Genomic DNA, 17,732 nt, shown 5'->3' on the forward strand with positions numbered 1-17,732 from the left:
ACGGGTAACAATCAGGGATGCTGACGATCTCGGTGGTGATGCTGCTCATCCTCCTCGTGGCAGGCCTGGTGGTGACCTTCGTAGCCTTCCCGCACCGCGGCCACCAGGTGCCCCAGGCGCGGTGGCTCGGGGACGCGATGACCCGCCTCGCCGACCGCGCCCCGGTGCTGCACCACGAGGCCGAGGACCGACCCGCCCGCCACCCCCACTGACCCGCCGAAGTGGCAGTGCTGCAGGGCCGAAGTGGCAGTGCTGCAGGGCCGAAGTGGCAGTGCTGCAGGGCTCGAGCGTGCAGGAGTGCCACCTCGAGGCTGCAGGGGTGCCACCTCGACCGTGCACGAGTGCCACCTCGAGGCTGCAGGAGTGCCACCTCGACGGGTCTGGTGTTTCGGGGGGCTGCTGGTGCGGATGATTGGATGAGGTCATGGACGCCCTCGCCATCTTGATCCTCGTCGTCGCGCTCGTGGGCCTCGGCCTCGTCCTGGCGGTGACGGGGCTGATCGTCGGTCGGCGCCGCGGCCCCAAGCCGCTGCCGAACACCCACACCGACGTCATCGTCAAGCCGCCGGTGGAGGCGGACGAGACGCCCGTCGAGCTCAGCTCGCCGCCGGCGACGATCGAGCCCGAGGTCGAGCTCCCGCCGATCGAGGAGGCCCCGGCCCTCGAGCGCCCGGAGGGTACGGCGAGCCGCCTGGTGCGCCTGCGCCAGCGGCTGGCGAGCTCCCAGGGGGCCCTGGGCCGCGGCCTGCTCGCGCTGCTCAGCCGCGACCGGCTCGACGAGGACACCTGGGAGTCCATCGAGGACACGCTGCTCACCGCCGACATCGGGGTCGGCCCGACCCAGGAGCTGGTGGAGCGGCTGCGCACCCGGATGCGTGTCGAGGGCGGCACCGGCGCCGACGCGCGCACCGTGCTCCGCGAGGAGCTGCTGACCCTGGTCGACCCGACCATGGACCGTCGCCTCCAGGTGAGCGGCGCGGACGGGCAGCCGGGCGTCGTCCTGGTCGTCGGCGTCAACGGCGCCGGCAAGACCACCACCGTCGGCAAGATCGCGCGGATCCTCGTCGCCGAGGACCACAGCGTCGTGCTCGGCGCGGCCGACACCTTCCGCGCCGCCGCCGTCGAGCAGCTCGCGACCTGGGGGGAGCGGGTCGGCGTCGAGGTCGTGCGTGGCCCGGAGGGCACCGACCCGGCGAGCGTCGCCTTCGACGCCGTCAAGGAGGGCGTCGACCGTGGTGTCGACACCGTCATCGTCGACACCGCCGGCCGCCTCCAGAACAAGGCCGGCCTCATGGACGAGCTGGGCAAGGTCAAGCGGGTCATCGAGAAGCAGGCGCCGGTCACCGAGGTGCTGCTCGTCCTCGACGCCACGACCGGCCAGAACGGCATGATCCAGGCCCGCGTCTTCAGCGAGGTCGTCGACGTCTCCGGCATCGTGCTCACCAAGCTCGACGGCTCGGCCAAGGGCGGCATCGTGGTCGCGGTCCAGCGCGAGCTCGGCGTACCTGTGAAGCTGGTCGGCCTCGGCGAGGGCGCCGACGACCTGGCGCCGTTCGACGCCGGCGCGTTCGTCGACGCGCTGCTCGGCTGACCTCCGTCCGACTGAGCCGCGCGGCCAAACGCGGCACGCCCGGCCTGTAACCGGGACGCAACAAAACTCCAGGACTCGTTTCTCGGTCGAAACAAGCAGCGGCGAGCGGTGAAACCTGCCGCCCCGAGTGTTCTCGGTACCGGGCGGACCCACACCGGACAGCGACGTCGAGCGCGTGCGGGACGCCTCCCCGAGAACAACCTGGAGGATTCGTGGACGGCTATTACGCCTTCATGCTGGTGGCGACAGCCCTGGTCCTGATGATGACCGTGCCGGCACTGGCGCTCTTCTACGGCGGCATGTCCCGCTCGAAGTCCGTGCTGAACATGATGATGATGTCCTACGTCGCCGCGGCGATCGTCGGCATCTTGTACGTCGCGGTCGGCTGGTCGATGGGCTTCAGCGGCGACGGGACGTTCTTCGCGAACCCGTTCGACCTCTTCTGGCTCGACGGCGTCGCCACCGACGGCTACATCGGCGTGATGTTCCAGATGACCTTCGCGATCATCACCGTCGCGCTGATCAGCGGCGCGGTCGCTGATCGGATGAAGTTCTCGGCCTGGGTCCTCTTCGTCCCGCTCTGGGCGGTCCTGTGCTACTTCCCGATGGCCCACATGGTCTTCAGCTGCACCGACGACTCGCTCATCTGCGGCCGGATCGGCGCGCAGGACTACGCCGGCGGCACGGCCGTGCACATCAACGCCGGTGTCGCCGCGCTGGTGCTGGTCCTGCTCCTCGGCAAGCGCCTGGGCTTCGGCAAGGAGCCGATGCGTCCGCACAACCTGACCCTCACCATGCTCGGTGCCGGTCTGCTGTGGTTCGGCTGGTACGGCTTCAACGTTGGCTCGATCGTCTTCGGCGGCGAGAGCCCCGAGGCCGACATGGCGCAGTTCTTCTCCGAGACCGGTCGCACCTTCGCCAACACCACCCTCGCCACCATGGGCGCGATCCTCGGCTGGCTGATCATCGAGCGGATCCTGCACGGCAAGGCCACCTCGCTCGGCGCCGCGTCCGGCATCGTCGCGGGCCTCGTCGCGATCACCCCGGCCGCCGGTGCGGTCGACATCAGCGGTGCGGTCGCCATCGGCGCCATCTCCGGTGCGCTCTGCGCCTGGGCGGTCAGCTGGAAGTTCAAGCTCGGGTACGACGACTCCCTCGACGTGGTCGGCGTCCACCTGGTCGGCGGCATCGTCGGCACCGTGCTGATCGGTGTCTTCTCCACCGCCGACGGCGCCGGCGGCATCGACGGCCTCCTCTACGGCGGCGGCTTCGGCTCGCTCGGCGACCAGACCCTGGGCGCCGTCGTCGCGATCGTCTTCTCCGGCATCGTCACCCTCATCATCGGCCTGGCGATCAAGTACACCCTCGGCCTGCGCATCGCCGAGGAGGCCGAGGTCGAGGGCATCGACTTCGACCAGCACGGCGAGACGGCGTACGACCTGCACACCAGCCTGTCCTCCGGCGGTTCCTCGGGCGTCCTCGCCCAGGCGACCCGGCCCGTCAACGAAGGAGCGAACGCGTGAAGCTCGTGACAGCGGTCATCAAGCCGCACAAGTGGGAGGACGTCCGCGAGGCGCTGGAGACCTTCGGGGTGACCGGCATGACGGTCAGCGAGGTCAGCGGCTACGGGCGGCAGAAGGGCCACACCGAGGTCTACCGCGGCGCGGAGTACGACATCGCGCTCGTGCCCAAGATCCGGATCGAGATCGTGGTGGACGACGGTGACGCCGACGACGTCGTCGGGATCGTCGTCAAGACCGCGCAGACCGGTCGGATCGGGGACGGCAAGGTCTGGGTGAGCCCCGTCGAGACGGTGGTGCGGGTCCGCACCGGCGACAAGGACGAAGCAGCCCTGTGAGCACCCGACGGCCCGGCTCTCCCCGCGTGGGGGAGCCGGGCCGTCGTCGTGGTCGGGCATGATCGGCGCACCTCCGACCGGGGGCGTCGCGACAGGAGAAGCGCATGAAGCTGGTCACCGCGGTCGTCAAGCCGCACAAGTGGGAGGACGTCCGTGCCGCCCTGGAGTCCGTCGGCGTCACGGGCATGACCGTCAGCGAGGTCAGCGGCTACGGCCGGCAGAAGGGCCACACCGAGGTCTATCGCGGCGCGGAGTACGACGTCTCGCTGGTGCCGAAGCTCCGACTCGAGGTCGTCGTCGCCGACGGTGACGTGGACGCGGTCGTCGGCGCGATCGAGCGCGGCGGACGGTCCGGCAAGATCGGCGACGGCAAGGTGTGGGTCTCGCCCGTGGACACGGTGCTGCGGGTGCGCACCGGCGAGCGTGACGACGAGGCCCTGTGACCGCTCAGCACGCGCCGTACCCCGCCCGCCGCCCCACGACGCAGCCCGGGACGCCGTGACCGCCGCCGGCCGTGCCGCCCGCACCGCGGAGGCCGACGCGCTGTGCCTCAAGGCCTACGACGGCGTCGGCGGACCCGAGACCGGGATGGCCCTGGTCGCCGTCGGTGGCTACGGACGCTCCGAGCTCGCGCCCCACTCCGACCTCGACGTCGTCCTGGTCCACGAGGACGGCGTCGACCCCGGCGAGGTCGCCGCGCGGCTGTGGTACCCGCTGTGGGACTCCGGCGCCCGGGTCGACCACTCGGTGCGCGGCCTCCCGGAGATGGTGACCGCAGCGGAGGTGGACGTGAAGGTCGCCCTCGGGCTGCTCGACGTCCGCCACCTGGCCGGCGACCCCGGTCTCTCCCTGCGCCTGCGCACCACGATGCTCGCCCAGTGGCGCCGCGCCGCCCGCGCCCGGCTGCCCGAGGTGCAGCGGCTCGTCCGCGCGCGCCACGACCTGGTCGGCGAGGTCGCGCACGTCTCGGTGCCGGACCTGAAGGAGGCCGAGGGCGGCATCCGCGACGCCACCGTGCTGCGCGCGCTCGTGGCGACCTGGCTGGTCGACGTGCCCCACGTCGAGCTCGAGCGGGTCCGTCTGGCGCTGCTCGACGTGCGCGACCTGGTGCACGAGATCGCCGGCCGGCCCAGCGACCGGGTGACCCCCGAGATGTGGGCGGACCTCGCCACCCGCCTTGAGCTGCCGGACGCACGGGCCGCGCAGGTCCACGTCCGCGAGCTCGGCCGGCGGATCACCCACCTCTCCCGGCTGACCTGGCGCCGCGTCGAGGACTACCTCGCCCGGCCCGCCGCGGTCGGCGTACGTCGCCCCTTCCTCACCCCACTGGCGCCCGGGGTGGCGCTGGCCGGCCGCGAGGTGGTGCTCGACGCGCGGGCCCGGCCCGCCGACGACCCGGCCCTGCTGCTGCGCGCGGCGGCCGAGGCCGCCGAGCGCGACGTCGTCCTCGCGCCGCCGACGGCCGCGCGGCTCGCCCGCGAGGGCGCGCCGCTGCCGGACCCGTGGCCCGCGGAGGCGCGCCAGCTGCTGGTGCGGCTGCTCGCCTCCGGCCGGGGGCTGCTGGACACCTGGGAGACCCTGGAGGAGACCGGCGCGCTCGCGGCGGTCCTGCCGGAGTGGGAGCGGATCCGGCTCCTGCCGCACGCCTCGGCCATCCACCGCTTCACCGTCGACCGGCACGTCGTGGAGACCTGCGTGGAGGCGTCCGCGCTGATCCGCACCGTCGCCCGTCCCGACGTGCTCATGGTCGCCGCGCTGCTCCACGACATCGGCAAGGGCAGCCTGACCGAGCACAGCGTGGCCGGCGAGCCGATCGCGCGTGACATCGCGCGGCGCATCGGCTTCGACGAGGAGGCCGTCGAGCTGGTCGGCACGCTCGTGCGCTGGCACCTGCTGCTGGCCGAGACCGCCACCACCCGCGACCCCGACGATCCCGCCACCGTCGAGGTGATCACCTCCCGGATCAGGTCGGTCGAGGCGCTGTCGCTGCTGACCGCGCTGACCGAGGCCGACGCCAAGGCCGCCTCCCCGAAGGCGTGGTCCTCCTGGCGGGCCGGGTTGGTCATGGACCTCGCGCGCCGCGCCAGGGCAGCCCTCGACAGCGGGGCGGCCTCACCGGCCGTGGTCGCCGAGGAGCTGCCCGTCCCCGACGAGGTACGCCGCGGGGGAGTCTCCTTCGCGGTCGAGGAGCTCGCCGACGGCTCGCGGGTCACCGTCGTCGCCCCCGACCGGATCGGCCTGCTGGCCGACCTCGCCGCCGTGCTCGCCCTCCAGCGGCTGCCCGTCCGCGCGGCCCGCGCCTGGGCCCAGGACGAGCACGGGGTCAGCGTCTGGGAGGTCGCCGCCCCGGCCCCGGACCCCACGGTCCTCCGGACGCGGTACGACGCCGTCCGCTCGGGAGCGGTCGACGCGACCGCCCGGCTGCGGCCGACCGGGCCGGACGTGCTCGCGCCCACCGTCGCCGTACGCCCCGAGGCCTCGGAGCAGTCAACGGTCCTCGAGGTGCGCGCCGCGGACCGCCCGGGCGTGGTGCACCTGGTCTGCGCGGCGCTGGCCCGCCTCGGGGTCGCCGTGCGCTCCGCCCACGTGGACACGCTCGGCCCGCAGGCGGTCGACGTGTTCTACGTGCAGGAGGCCGACGCCGGGCCGCTGCACGACGGCCGTGCGGCCGAGGCGGCCCATGCCGTGCGGGCGGCGCTGTCGGGGGAGTAGCGCTGTCCGGGGAGTGGCTGGGGCGATCCGGTCAGCAGCAGCGCGACTGCGGGTTGTGCTCGCGCTGGTCGGTGCGGTGCCGCTCGTACTCCCGCCGCGTCATCGGCGGCGTGCCGTCCTCGGTGCACCGCGCCAGGTAGGCCTCCCACCGCGCCTCCCCGCTGATCTCCTTGAGGTACCAGCGCACCCCGTCGAGGGCCCGGCGGGGGGTGAGGGGGCGGGGGCCGCTCACCGCTTCCCCCCGACCGGCTCGGCCCGCTGGGACTCCTCCCAGGCGCGCACCGCCTCCTTCTCCTCGGCGGTGGCGAAGAAGTCGGAGGGGGCGACGATGCGGGAGCGGGTGTAGGGGACCTCGGTCGTCGGGAGACCGCCGGCCCGGGCGGCCCGGACCCAGACCACGGCGGCGTTGGCCACCACGATGATCACGAGCACCGCGAAGGTCGCCTGGAGCACGCCGTTGAGCGTGGAGTTGAACACCACCTGGTCCATCTGGCCGGCGTCGGTGGCCGGGGCGAGGATCTCGCCGGCGTCGCGCGCCTCGCGGTAGCGGTCGGCCTGGGCGAGGTAGCCGATGGTCGGGTCGTCGGAGAAGACCTTCTGCCAGCTCGCGGTCATCGTGGTGATCAGGTCCCAGGCGAGCGGCAGGCCGGGCACCCAGGCGTAGCGGAGCTTGCCGTGCTTGATGAGCAGGGTGACGCAGAGCGCGAGCGCGATGGCGGCGAGCAGCTGGTTGGCGATGCCGAAGAGCGGGAAGAGCTGGTTGATCCCGCCGAGGGGGTCGGTGACGCCGACGTAGAGCATCGAGCCCCAGGCGGCGACGACGACCGCGCTGGCGATCCAGGAGGCGGGCCGCCACGAGGTGTCGCCGAACCGCGGCCACACGTTGCCGACGGTGTCCTGCAGCATGAACCGGCCCACCCGGGTGCCGGCGTCGACGGCGGTGAGGATGAACAGCGCCTCGAACATGATCGCGAAGTGGTACCAGAACGCCTGGAGGCCGCCGCCGAAGGCCTCGGAGAAGACCTGGGAGAGCCCGAAGGCGAGGGTCGGGGCGCCGCCGGTGCGCGAGATCAGCGAGTCCTCCTCGACGGCGGCGGCCGCGGCGGCCAGCTGGTCGGGGGTGATGGTGAAGCCGAGGGTGGCCACGAACTCCGCCGCGCTCTCGACGGTCCCGCCGGTGGCGCCGATCGGGGCGTTCATCGAGTAGTAGAGGCCCTGGTCGATGACGACCGCGGCGATGAGCGCGCTGATGGCGACGAAGGACTCCATCAGCATGCCGCCGTAGCCGATCATCCTGACCTGGCTCTCCTTGGCGATCAGCTTCGGCGTCGTGCCGGAGGCGATCAGCGCGTGGAAGCCCGACAGGGCGCCGCAGGCGATGGTGATGAAGACGAACGGGAAGAGCTTGCCGGCGAAGACCGGGCCGTTGCCGTCGGTGGCGAAGGAGGTGACCGCGTCGGCCTGGATGGTCGGCGCGGCGATGACCAGGCCGACCGCGAGCAGCACGATCACGCCGACCTTCATGAACGTCGAGAGGTAGTCGCGCGGGGTCAGCAGCATCCACACCGGCAGCACCGAGGCCACGAAGCCGTAGCCGACCAGGCAGAGGACCAGCGCCTCCTTGGACAGGGTGAGCTCGTCGGCGAGCGAGGAGCCGTCGATCCACCCGCCGCCGACGATCGCGAGCAGGAGGAGCACGACGCCGATGGCGGTGACCTCCATGACCCGGCCGGGCCGCAGGAAGCGCAGGTAGAAGCCCATGAACAGCGCGATCGGGATGGTCAGCCCGATCGAGAACACGCCCCACGGAGACTCGGCCAGCGCGTTGACGACCACGAGCGCGAGGACCGCCAGGATGATGATCATGATCGCGAAGACCGCGATCAGCGCCGCGATGCCACCGACGACGCCGACCTCGTCGCGGACCATCTGGCCCAGGCTGCGGCCGTCGCGGCGCATCGAGAAGAACAGCACGACCATGTCCTGGACCGCACCGGCCAGGACCACGCCGACGACGATCCAGATCGTGCCGGGCAGGTAGCCCATCTGCGCGGCAAGGACCGGCCCGACCAGGGGCCCGGCGCCGGCGATCGCGGCGAAGTGGTGGCCGAAGAGCACCCGCCGGTCGGTCACCTCGAAGTCGACGCCGTTGTCGAGCCGTTCCGCGGGGGTGGCCCGGGTGTCGTCGACCCCGAGCACCCGGACGGCGATGAAGCGGGCGTAGAACCGGTAGGCCACGGCGTAGGAGCACAGCGCCGCGAACAGCATCCACAGCGCGGAGACCTCCTCGCCGCGGGAGAGGGCGAGGACTGCCCAGCACAGCGCACCGGCGACGGCGACGGCCGTCCACAGCGCGATGGAGCGCCCGGAGGGGCGGCGGGGTGGCCGGGTCGGCTGCTCGACGTCGGTGACCGTGCTCATGGTGTGCTCCTGTCCCGAGTGACTGCCCTCACCCTCGCATGCGAAGCGGGCGTGGGATAGGGATCGGCCCCGGTTACGATTCGAGGGTCCGACCACCCGTCGCACCCGTCACCGATCGTCAGGATTCACGTGTTCGCCACCCTCTCCGACCGGCTCGCCGACACCTTCAAGAACCTCCGGGGCAAGGGTCGGCTCTCCGAGGCCGACATCGACGCCACCGCCCGCGAGATCCGCATCGCCCTGCTCGAGGCCGACGTCGCGCTCCCGGTCGTCAAGGAGTTCGTGGCGGCGGTCAAGGACCGCGCCCGCGGCGAGGAGGTCAGCCAGGCGCTGAACCCCGCCCAGCAGATCGTCAAGATCGTCAACGAGGAGCTCGTGGCGATCCTGGGCGGCGAGACCCGCCGGCTGCGCTACGCCAAGACCGGCCCGACCGTGATCATGCTCGCCGGCCTCCAGGGCGCCGGCAAGACGACGCTGGCGGCCAAGCTCGCGCTGTGGCTCAAGGAGCAGGGCAAGACCCCGATGCTGGTCGCCTGCGACCTGCAGCGCCCGAACGCGGTCAAGCAGCTGCAGGTCAACGGCGAGCGGGTCGGCGTACCGGTCTTCGCCCCCGAGCCGGGCAACGGCGTCGGCGACCCCGTCTCCGTCGCGCGGGCCTCGATCGAGGAGGCCAAGCGCCGCCTGCACGACGTGGTCATCGTCGACACCGCCGGTCGCCTCGGCGTGGACGCCGAGCTGATGCAGCAGGCCTCCGACATCCGCGACGCCGTTCAGCCCGACGAGGTCCTCTTCGTCGTCGACGCGATGATCGGCCAGGACGCCGTCTCCACCGCGCAGGCCTTCCTCGACGGCGTCGGGTACGACGGCGTCGTCCTCACCAAGCTCGACGGCGACGCCCGCGGTGGCGCGGCGCTCTCGATCGCCTCGATCACCGGCAAGCCGGTCATGTTCGCCTCCAACGGCGAGAAGATGACCGACTTCGACCTCTTCCACCCCGACCGCATGGCCTCGCGCATCCTCGACATGGGCGACGTCATGACCCTGATCGAGCAGGCCGAGAAGGCCTTCGACTCCGAGCAGGCGATGAAGGCGGCCGCCAAGCTCAGCGGTCAGGGCGGGGAGTTCACCCTCGATGACTTCCTCGAGCAGATGCAGCAGGTCCGCAAGCTCGGCTCGATGTCGAAGATCATGGGGATGCTGCCCGGGATGGGCCAGTTCCGCGAGCAGCTGGAGAACTTCGACGAGCGCGAGATCGACCGGATCCAGGCGATCATCCAGTCGATGACGCCGGCCGAGCGGGCCAACCCCAAGATCATCGACGGCTCGCGCCGGGCCCGGATCGCGAAGGGCTCGGGCCGCCAGGTCTCCGACGTCAACCAGCTCGTCGACCGCTTCTTCGAGGCGCGGAAGATGATGATGCAGATGGCCCGCGGCGGCGGCATCCCGGGCATGCCCGGCATGCCGGGCCTGGGCGGCCCGAAGAAGGGCAAGGCCAAGCCGCAGCCGAAGAAGGGCAAGGGCGCCAAGCGGTCGGGCAACCCGGCCAAGGCCGCCCAGCAGGCCGCGGCGGAGAAGGAGAAGGCCGCCGCCGCAGGCGCCGCCAACCCCTTCGGCACGCCCGCCGGCGCCGAGGACGTCGACTACGAGCAGGCCGCGGCCGCACTGAACCTGCCGAAGGACTTCTCGAAGTTCCTCAAGTGAGCCCCGCATGAGCCCCGAGTGAGCCCCGCGTGAGCCCCGAATGAGCACGGTCCTGGTCGTCGACGGCGCGAACGTCGTCGGCAGCCGCCCCGACGGGTGGTGGAAGGACCGGGCCGGCGCCGCGCGGCGGCTGCACGAGCGGCTCCTGGTCGGAGACACCCCGCAGGACGAGGTCGTGCTCGTGCTGGAGGGGGCGGCCAAGGGCGGCGTCCGTGCCGGCCGGGACGGCCACGTGCGGACGGTGCACGCGAAGGGCGTCGGCGACGAGACGATCGTGGCCGAGGCCCGCGCCGCCGCGGGGCGGGGGAGCCGGGTGACCGTGGTGACCGCCGACCGGATGCTCCAGGCCCGCGTCCAGGGCGTCGGCGCGCTCGCCGTCGGTCCGTCGTGGCTGCTCGACCTCATCGACTGAAGCGGGGCGAGCGACACCGGCGGAGGGCCCGCTAGCGTCGGGCCATGCCTGCGCTGAGGTTCTCCGGACCGGTCCTGCCCGACGGCGAGAGCCGCGACCTGTACGTCGTGGACGGGACCGTCACCTACGAGCCGCAGCCCGGCGCCGAGACCGTCGCGCGCGGCTGGATCGTCCCCGGGCTCGTGGACGCCCACAACCACCTCGGGCTGGAGGACCACGGCGCCGTCGACGACTCCGAGGTCGAGGCGCAGGCCCTCGCCGACCGCGACGCCGGTGCGCTGCTCCTGCGCGACTGCGGGTCGCCCGCCGACACCCGGTGGGTCCACGAGCGGGCGGACCTGCCGCGGCTGGTCCGGGCCGGGCGGCACGTCGCACGGACCAAGCGCTACATCCGCAGCTACGCCCACGAGGTCGAGCCGGCCGACCTGGCGACGTACGTCGCGCGGGAGGCGCGGGGCAGCGACGGCTGGGTGAAGGTCGTCGGCGACTGGATCTCCCGCGAGACCGGCGACCTGGCCCCGTCGTTCCCCGCCGATGCGTTCGCCGAGGCGATCGCGGCCGCGCACGCCGAGGGGGCGAAGGTGACCGCCCACTGCTTCGGCCGCGACGTGCTCCAGGGCCTGCTCGACGCCGGCATCGACTGCATCGAGCACGGCACCGGGCTCTCGCTGGACCAGCTCGACCAGATGGCCGCCGGCGGGGTCGCGCTGGTGCCGACGGTGATGCAGACCGCGAAGTTCCCGACCTTCGTCGAGCAGGGCCGCGAGAGGTTCCCCGACTACGCAGCCACCATGGAGGACCTCTACGCGCGCCGGCGCGAGGTGCTGATGTCGGCGCACGAGGCGGGCGTCGCGCTGTACGTCGGCAGCGACGGCGGCGGAGCGCAGCGGCACGGCTGGCTGGCCGGCGAGGCGCTCGCGATGGCCGAGCTGGGCCTGCCGCCCGCCGACGTGCTGGCCGCGGCGTCCTGGCGCGGGCGGGAGTGGCTGGGCTTCCCGGGGCTGGAGGAGGGGGCCAGCGCCGACCTCGTGGTCTACGACCGCGACCCCGCCACCGACCTGACCGCGCTGTGGGAGCCGGTCTGCGTGGTGCTGCGCGGGGCGGTCGTCGGCCGGTCGGCCGGCTGAGGCCCGGCCGACGCCTCGGCCGGGCCGCTCACGCGCGCGGTCGGCCGGTCGCCCAGCGCACCACGGTCACCAGCAGCACGACCAGGCCGGCGAGGCCGAGCACGAGCGGCACGGTGATGGCCAGCACGATCGAGCCGATGAACCCGCCGACCGAGGGGGCCGGACCCACCTGCGCCTCGCCGGTGTCGATGCCGGTGTCGATGCCGGTGTCGGTGCCGGTGTCGGTGCCGTCCCCGGCGCCGTCGGTGCAGGTGACCTCGAGGTCGCCCGACCCCGGGTCGAAGCGGGCGGCGGCCCGCCACTCGCCGTCGCCGTCGGACTTCTGCAGGTCCGCGCCGACCGGCGACATCACGACCGGGCGGCCCGTCGCGCCGTCCACCACCTGGCACCGCACGGCCTCGTCGGGGTCCAGCCAGAGGACCCGGTCGCGGTCGGTCGGCACCGTCACGGTGTGCGGGGCGCCGTCGGCCGGCACGGTGGCGTCGGTCTCGAGGAAGGCGGACAGGGTCGAGACGAACAGCGCCACGCCCGCGGCGACCGCGGCCAGGAGGAGGCCCCCGCCGAGCGCGAACCACCAGGCGCTCGGCCGCGGCTTGCGCGGGTCGGGGCCGGCCGGCCAGGCGGCGTACGGTGAGGGCGGCGGGGAGGTGCTCATGGGGGAACCCTGCCTGATTTCGCCACGCCGTCGTCGATCTGGCAGACTCTCCCGCTGAGTCCTGCGCGCCTGGACCCTCTCACCCGGGCGCAGCGAGACCCATCCGAGGAGCCCGGCCCGGTCCCCACCTGGTGGCGGTGCGCCTCACCACACACGACATCCTGAGGAGACACCACAGCTGTGGCCGTCAAGATCCGTTTGAAGCGCCTGGGCAAGGTCCGGGTGCCGCAGTACCGCATCGTCGTCGTCGACTCGCGCAAGAAGCGCGACGGTCGCGTCCTCGAGGAGATCGGCAAGTACCACCCCAAGGAGGACCCGTCGTACATCGACGTCGTCTCCGAGCGGGCGCAGTACTGGCTGGGCGTCGGCGCGCAGCCGACCGAGGCCGTCGCCGCGATCCTCAAGATCACCGGCGACTGGCAGAAGTTCAAGGGTGAGCCGGGCGCCGAGGGCACCCTGCGTCACGCCGAGCCCAAGCGGGACAAGCTCGAGATCTTCAACGAGGCCCTCAAGGAGGCTCAGAGCGAGCCGCGCGGCGACGCGACGACCAAGAAGGCCGCGAAGAAGTCGGCCGAGGCCGCCGCTCCCGAGGCCAACGTGACCCCCGCCGCCGAGACCCCCGAGGGTGCGACGGAGCAGGCCGAGGCCGCCGAGACCACGACGGACGCCGAGCGTCCTGACGCGGACAAGCAGGCCTGAGCACGATGCTGGCCGACGCCCTCGAGCACCTCGTCCGCGGCGTGGTGGACAACCCCGACGACGTCGTCGTCCGGGACAAGCAGCTGCGCCGTGGCTCGGTCCTCGAGGTCCTGGTGCACCCCGACGACCTCGGCAAGGTGATCGGGCGCGGGGGCCGCACGGCGTCGGCGTTCCGCACCGTCATCTCGGCCCTGGCCGGGCGCGACGGGGCGCGGATCGACTTCGTGGACGTCGACCGGCGCCGCTGAGCGCCTGCTCGGCCGACCTGTCGAGACCAGCAGCACGGGTGCCGCTCCCCAGCCGGGGCGGCACCCGTTCGCATTTCCAGAACGCTTCGAGGAGACACCAGTGGAGACGATCGAGCTGGTCGTGGGACGCATCGGCAAGCCCCACGGCCTCCGTGGCGAGGTGACCGTCGACGTGCGCACCGACGAGCCGGAGCGGCGCTACGCCGTCGGCGCCCGGCTGCGCGCCGAGCCGCCGCGCGGGTCGGCCTCCCCGCTGCGCGAGGTGACGGTGGCGGGCTCGCGCTGGCACCAGACGACGCTGCTGGTCTCCTTCGAGGAGATCCCCGACCGCACCGCCGCTGAGGCCGCCCGCGGGCTCGTGCTGCACGCGACCGTGCCGGTCGACGAGACGCCCGCCGACCCCGACGAGTACTACGACCACCAGCTCGTCGGCCTGGCGGCGTACGACCTGGACGGCGCCGAGCTCGGCACCGTCACCGCGCTCGTCCACGGCGGCGCCCAGGACCTGCTGACCATCAAGACCCCCGACGGTCGCGACACGCTGGTGCCGTTCGTCAAGGCGCTCGTCCCCGAGGTCGACCTGGCGGCCGGACGCGTCGTGGTCGCCGACCGCCCGGGCCTGGTCACCCCGCTGCCCGAGGACGAGTGAGCCCGGCCGTGCGCCTGGACTACCTCACGATCTTCCCCGACTACCTCGCGCCGCTGCAGCTCTCGCTGCCCGGCAAGGCGGTCGCCTCCGGCCTCCTCGACGTCCACGTCCACGACCTGCGCCGCTGGACCCACGACCGGCACCGCACCGTCGACGACACCCCCTACGGCGGCGGCGCCGGGATGGTGCTCAAGCCCGAGCCGTTCGGGGAGGCCTTCGACGAGCTCCTCGGCGAGGCTGGTGGTGGCGGTGAGGGCGTGACGGTCGTCGTCACCACGCCCTCGGGGGAGCCGTTCACCCAGCCGCTGGCCCGCGAGCTCGCGACGCGGGAGCGGCTGGTCTTCGCGTGCGGACGCTACGAGGGCATCGACCAGCGCGTGCTCGACCACGCCCGGACGATCGCTGAGGTCCGCGAGATCTCCATCGGCGACTACGTCCTCAACGGTGGCGAGGTCGCCGCGCTGGCGATCACCGAGGCCGTCGTGCGCCTGCTGCCCGGATTCATGGGCAACGCCGCCTCGCTGGTCGAGGAGTCCCACGAGGGCGGGCTGCTCGAGCACCCCGTCTACACCAAGCCCGCGTCCTGGCGCGGCCACGCCGTGCCCCCGGTGCTGCTCTCCGGCGACCACGGCGCGATCGCGCGGTGGCGCCACGACCAGGCGGTACGCCGCACGGCCGAGCGCCGCCCGGACCTCCTCCACGCCAGCGCGGTGACGGGGGAGTGGGTGGTCGAGCGCGCGGTCCGCGCCGACGCCGCGGAGATCCTCACCCTGCAGCTGGCCTGCTGGGTGCGCGAGGCGGTCGCGAACGACGACCTGTCCATCCCGCCGCTGCACGAGGACCTCGCCACGGTCGCGGAGTCCCTGGCGGAGTGGGACACCTACGTGGTGCGGGTCGCCGGCCGGCTGGTCGGCTCGGTCCGCGGCCGGCTCGACGGCGACGTGTGGGACATCGGACGGCTGATGGTCGCCCCCGACCAGCGCGGCCGGGGGCTGGGCCGGCTGCTCCTCGAGCACGCCCAGGCCGTGGCGCCGGCCGGCGCGGCGTCGTACCGGCTGTTCACCGGGAAGGGCAGCGCCGACAACCTGCGGATGTACAAGAAGGCCGGCTTCGGTGTCCGCGAGGTGCTCGACGGGCCGTCGGGGCCGGCGGTGCTCACCAAGCGGATTACTCGCCGCTGATCGCGCTGTGGCAGACTTGCCCACCGGCCCAGTCGGCCGAAGGACCGCCCCGAGCACACACGCGGGGGGTCTGCGTCGGGCTCCTGCCACAGGGGGAGCCCTGCGCCGCCGGCCACACGCACTGCGCCACCCGCACCGTCGAACCCCGAACCGCGGCTGACCTGTGGCACTCGCGAGGAGCAGTCATGACCAACAACCTCGTTGCCGAGCTCGGCAACAGCGCCAAGCGCGACGACGTCCCGGCCTTCCGCGCCGGTGACACCATCAAGGTCCACGTCAAGGTCGTCGAGGGCAACCGGTCCCGCGTGCAGATCTTCCAGGGCGTCGTGATCCGCGTGCAGGGCGCCGGCATCGGCCGCACCTTCACCGTCCGCAAGGTCTCCTTCGGCGTCGGCGTCGAGCGCACCTTCCCGCTCAACAGCCCCATCTTCGAGCAGATCGAGATCGTCACCCGCGGTGACGTCCGTCGCGCGAAGCTGTACTACCTGCGCAACCTGCGCGGCAAGGCCGCCAAGATCAAGGAGCGCCGCGAGGCCTGAGCCTCGGGGCAGGCAGCACCTCCCTAGACTCTGCGCGTGAGCACCGAAGACCGCGACCTCGATCCCGTCGACGACACCGTCGACACTCCGGACGGGTCGCGGTCTTCGTCGTCTGCGGGCGCCTCCGGGGCGTCCGCGGTGTCGCCCGCGACGGAGGAGAAGAAGCGCAAGCACCTGCCGGTCTGGCAGGAGACGATCCTGCTGCTCGGCATCGCGCTCGTGCTCGCCGTGGTGATCAAGGCGCTGTTCGTGCAGGCCTTCTACATCCCCTCGGAGTCGATGGAGCCCGGGCTGGTCGAGAACGACCGGATCCTGGTGCAGAAGCCCTCCTACTGGTTCGGGGAGCCGCAGCGCGGCGACGTCGTGGTCTTCGAGGACCCCGGCAGCTGGCTCAGCGACGCCGAGCAGGGCGAGCCGACCAACGGGCTCACCTCGCTGATGGCCAAGATCGGGCTCTACCCGACCGGTGGGCACCTCGTGAAGCGCGTCATCGGGGTCGAGGGCGACACCATCACCTGCTGCGACAAGAAGGGCCGGATCTCGGTCAACGGCAAGCCGTTGAACGAGGAGGGCTACGTCCAGCAGGAGAAGGGCATCGACTGCCGCGGGCCGATGACCGGCAACTGCAGCTGGTCGGCCGGGCCGGTGCCCGAGGGGCACCTCTTCGTGATGGGCGACAACCGCGGCCACTCCGCCGACTCCAGCGCCCACCTGTGCTTGCCGCAGGAGACCGACTGCACCAAGAACCCCTACGTGCCCGTCGACTCGGTCGTCGGCAAGGTGTTCGTGCTGCTGTGGCCCACCGACCGCTTCGAATGGGTGGGGCGTCCCGACGCGTTCGCGAACGTGCCCGACCCGTCCTGACCCTGCCTGGAGACTCGTGAGCGTCCTCCCGCGCGGCTCCACCGTCCGGCGCGACGCCGGCATCTACGGCTACGAGCGCGCCCTGCGCCGCCACGGCATCGACCCCGTCGCCGGCGTCGACGAGGCCGGCCGGGGTGCCTGCGCCGGGCCGCTGGTCGCCGGGGCCTGCATCCTGCCGTCGGGCCGGGCAGGCATCGTCCCGGGGCTGGCCGACAGCAAGCTGCTGACCGAGCGCGCCCGCGAGCGCTGCTACGAGCAGGTGGTACGTCGCGCGGTGGCCTGGTCGGTCGTCGTGGTGCCCCACGACGAGTGCGACCGGCTCGGCATGCACGTGGCGAACATCGAGGCGCTGCGCCGGGCGGTCGCCCTGCTCGACGTGCCGCCCGCCTACGTGCTCACCGACGGGTTCCCCGTGGACGGCCTGGGCGTGCCCGGGCTCGCGGTCTGGAAGGGCGACCGGGTCGCCGCGTGCATCGCCGCGGCCTCGGTCCTCGCGAAGGTCACCCGCGACCGCATCATGCGCGAGATGGACGCCGACTGGCCGGCGTACGACTTCAAGACCCACAAGGGCTACATCACCGAGACCCACACCGCCGCGCTGCTCGAGCACGGCCCTTCGCCGGTGCACCGCATGCGGTTCGTCAACGTGCGACGGGCGGCCGGGCTCGAGCCTTCGCCGGGCGTGCACAATGAGGTCGCGGCACCCCCCGGAGCCGCCGAGGCCCTGGAGGAGATGTCATGAGCGCCGAGGACCTCGAGAAGTACGAGGCCGAGATGGAGCTGACGCTCTACCGCGAGTACCGCGACGTCGTCGGCATCTTCAAGTACGTCGTCGAGACCGACCGCAGGTTCTACCTGTGCAACCAGGTCGACGTGAAGGCGCGCACCGAGGCCGGCGACGTGTTCTTCGAGGTCTCCATGTCCGATGCGTGGGTGTGGGACATGTACCGCCCCGCCCGCTTCGCCAAGAACGTCAAGGTGCTCACGTTCAAGGACGTGAACGTCGAGGAGCTCCAACCTTCGGACATCGATCCGCCGAAGCCGTAGTCCGAACGGGCTATTTCACCCCACGGCA

Annotated in this window: 20 protein-coding genes and 1 pseudogene; 18 read left to right on the plus strand and 3 right to left on the minus strand. The window is 72.5% G+C overall.

What is annotated here, in order from left to right; genetic code table 11:
• The first annotated feature begins 17 nt into the window (after nucleotides 1-17).
• From HPC71_RS07045 to HPC71_RS07070, 6 genes are all read left to right on the plus strand, one after another.
• Nucleotides 18-212 (plus strand): hypothetical protein, encoded by a 195-nt coding sequence (locus HPC71_RS07045; RefSeq protein ID WP_154615014.1) that lies wholly within the window; start codon nucleotides 18-20, stop codon nucleotides 210-212.
• 212 nt (nucleotides 213-424) lie between these two features.
• Entirely contained in the window at nucleotides 425-1,591 is a 1,167-nt protein-coding gene (gene ftsY / locus HPC71_RS07050; protein WP_154615015.1) for a signal recognition particle-docking protein FtsY, read from the plus strand.
• 212 nt (nucleotides 1,592-1,803) lie between these two features.
• Entirely contained in the window at nucleotides 1,804-3,114 is a 1,311-nt protein-coding gene (locus tag HPC71_RS07055) for an ammonium transporter (protein ID WP_253943934.1), read from the plus strand.
• Nucleotides 3,111-3,449 (plus strand): P-II family nitrogen regulator, encoded by a 339-nt coding sequence (locus HPC71_RS07060; protein WP_166190015.1) that lies wholly within the window; start codon nucleotides 3,111-3,113, stop codon nucleotides 3,447-3,449. The genes HPC71_RS07055 and HPC71_RS07060 overlap by 4 nt, the downstream gene beginning before the upstream one ends.
• A 104-nt stretch (nucleotides 3,450-3,553) precedes the next feature.
• Nucleotides 3,554-3,892, plus strand: a complete 339-nt coding sequence (locus HPC71_RS07065) for a P-II family nitrogen regulator (RefSeq protein ID WP_154612089.1) — start codon at nucleotides 3,554-3,556, stop codon at nucleotides 3,890-3,892.
• 55 nt (nucleotides 3,893-3,947) lie between these two features.
• The gene (locus HPC71_RS07070) at nucleotides 3,948-6,161 is read left to right on the plus strand and encodes a [protein-PII] uridylyltransferase (protein WP_171896398.1); all 2,214 of its coding nucleotides are present in this window, start codon (nucleotides 3,948-3,950) and stop codon (nucleotides 6,159-6,161) included.
• 31 nt (nucleotides 6,162-6,192) lie between these two features.
• Here HPC71_RS07070 and HPC71_RS07075 read toward each other — a convergent pair whose 3' ends face one another.
• Together HPC71_RS07075 and HPC71_RS07080 are read right to left on the minus strand one after the other, a co-directional pair.
• Nucleotides 6,193-6,393, minus strand: a complete 201-nt coding sequence (locus HPC71_RS07075; protein ID WP_171896400.1) for a YbdD/YjiX family protein — start codon at nucleotides 6,391-6,393, stop codon at nucleotides 6,193-6,195.
• Nucleotides 6,390-8,582 (minus strand): carbon starvation CstA family protein, encoded by a 2,193-nt coding sequence (locus HPC71_RS07080; protein ID WP_154612088.1) that lies wholly within the window; start codon nucleotides 8,580-8,582, stop codon nucleotides 6,390-6,392. Before HPC71_RS07080 ends, HPC71_RS07075 begins: the two co-directional genes overlap by 4 nt.
• Nucleotides 8,583-8,711: 129 nt before the next feature.
• Between HPC71_RS07080 and ffh the strand changes: the two genes are divergently transcribed.
• Genes ffh through HPC71_RS07095 form a run of 3 tightly spaced genes read left to right on the plus strand, consistent with a single transcriptional unit; the run spans nucleotide 8,712 to nucleotide 11,822 of the window.
• Entirely contained in the window at nucleotides 8,712-10,283 is a 1,572-nt protein-coding gene (ffh, locus tag HPC71_RS07085; RefSeq protein ID WP_171896402.1) for a signal recognition particle protein, read from the plus strand.
• 40 nt (nucleotides 10,284-10,323) lie between these two features.
• Nucleotides 10,324-10,695, plus strand: coding sequence for an NYN domain-containing protein (locus HPC71_RS07090; protein WP_154615016.1), 372 nt, complete (start codon nucleotides 10,324-10,326; stop codon nucleotides 10,693-10,695).
• Nucleotides 10,696-10,739: 44 nt separating this feature from the next.
• Nucleotides 10,740-11,822, plus strand: coding sequence for an amidohydrolase family protein (locus HPC71_RS07095; protein ID WP_154615017.1), 1,083 nt, complete (start codon nucleotides 10,740-10,742; stop codon nucleotides 11,820-11,822).
• A gap of 28 nt (nucleotides 11,823-11,850) precedes the next feature.
• Here the strand turns inward: HPC71_RS07095 and HPC71_RS07100 are convergent, their stop codons facing one another.
• Entirely contained in the window at nucleotides 11,851-12,477 is a 627-nt protein-coding gene (locus tag HPC71_RS07100) for a hypothetical protein (RefSeq protein WP_154615018.1), read from the minus strand.
• A gap of 180 nt (nucleotides 12,478-12,657) precedes the next feature.
• On the opposite strand from HPC71_RS07100, the gene rpsP reads away from it, so the two are divergent.
• The 9 genes and pseudogenes from rpsP to HPC71_RS07140 all read left to right on the plus strand — a co-directional run bounded on the left by rpsP (nucleotide 12,658) and on the right by HPC71_RS07140 (nucleotide 17,704).
• Nucleotides 12,658-13,176 carry a 30S ribosomal protein S16 gene (rpsP, locus tag HPC71_RS07105; RefSeq protein ID WP_171896404.1) on the plus strand — a complete coding sequence of 173 codons (519 nt, stop codon included), beginning with the start codon at nucleotides 12,658-12,660 and terminating at the stop codon, nucleotides 13,174-13,176.
• Nucleotides 13,177-13,181: 5 nt separating this feature from the next.
• Nucleotides 13,182-13,424, plus strand: coding sequence for an RNA-binding protein (locus tag HPC71_RS07110; RefSeq protein ID WP_154612084.1), 243 nt, complete (start codon nucleotides 13,182-13,184; stop codon nucleotides 13,422-13,424).
• Nucleotides 13,425-13,524: 100 nt separating this feature from the next.
• Nucleotides 13,525-14,073, plus strand: coding sequence for a ribosome maturation factor RimM (gene rimM, locus HPC71_RS07115; RefSeq protein WP_171896405.1), 549 nt, complete (start codon nucleotides 13,525-13,527; stop codon nucleotides 14,071-14,073).
• An 8-nt stretch (nucleotides 14,074-14,081) separates the two neighbouring features.
• Nucleotides 14,082-14,768, plus strand: a pseudogene (trmD, locus tag HPC71_RS21055) (tRNA (guanosine(37)-N1)-methyltransferase TrmD); the annotation flags it as partial.
• Nucleotides 14,769-14,861: 93 nt separating this feature from the next.
• Nucleotides 14,862-15,254, plus strand: a complete 393-nt coding sequence (locus tag HPC71_RS21060) for a GNAT family N-acetyltransferase (protein WP_257866205.1) — start codon at nucleotides 14,862-14,864, stop codon at nucleotides 15,252-15,254.
• Between the two features lie 185 nt (nucleotides 15,255-15,439).
• Complete coding sequence (gene rplS / locus HPC71_RS07125) at nucleotides 15,440-15,793, plus strand: 50S ribosomal protein L19 (protein ID WP_154612083.1); 354 nt, start codon at nucleotides 15,440-15,442, stop codon at nucleotides 15,791-15,793.
• 36 nt (nucleotides 15,794-15,829) lie between these two features.
• The gene (gene lepB / locus HPC71_RS07130; protein WP_171896409.1) at nucleotides 15,830-16,657 is read left to right on the plus strand and encodes a signal peptidase I; all 828 of its coding nucleotides are present in this window, start codon (nucleotides 15,830-15,832) and stop codon (nucleotides 16,655-16,657) included.
• 16 nt (nucleotides 16,658-16,673) lie between these two features.
• Nucleotides 16,674-17,399 (plus strand): ribonuclease HII, encoded by a 726-nt coding sequence (locus tag HPC71_RS07135; protein WP_171896411.1) that lies wholly within the window; start codon nucleotides 16,674-16,676, stop codon nucleotides 17,397-17,399.
• Entirely contained in the window at nucleotides 17,396-17,704 is a 309-nt protein-coding gene (locus HPC71_RS07140) for a DUF2469 domain-containing protein (RefSeq protein ID WP_154612081.1), read from the plus strand. Before HPC71_RS07135 ends, HPC71_RS07140 begins: the two co-directional genes overlap by 4 nt.
• The last annotated feature ends 28 nt before the right edge of the window (nucleotides 17,705-17,732 follow it).

The organism is Nocardioides marmotae (assembly GCF_013177455.1).
GTDB lineage: Bacteria > Actinomycetota > Actinomycetes > Propionibacteriales > Nocardioidaceae > Nocardioides > Nocardioides marmotae.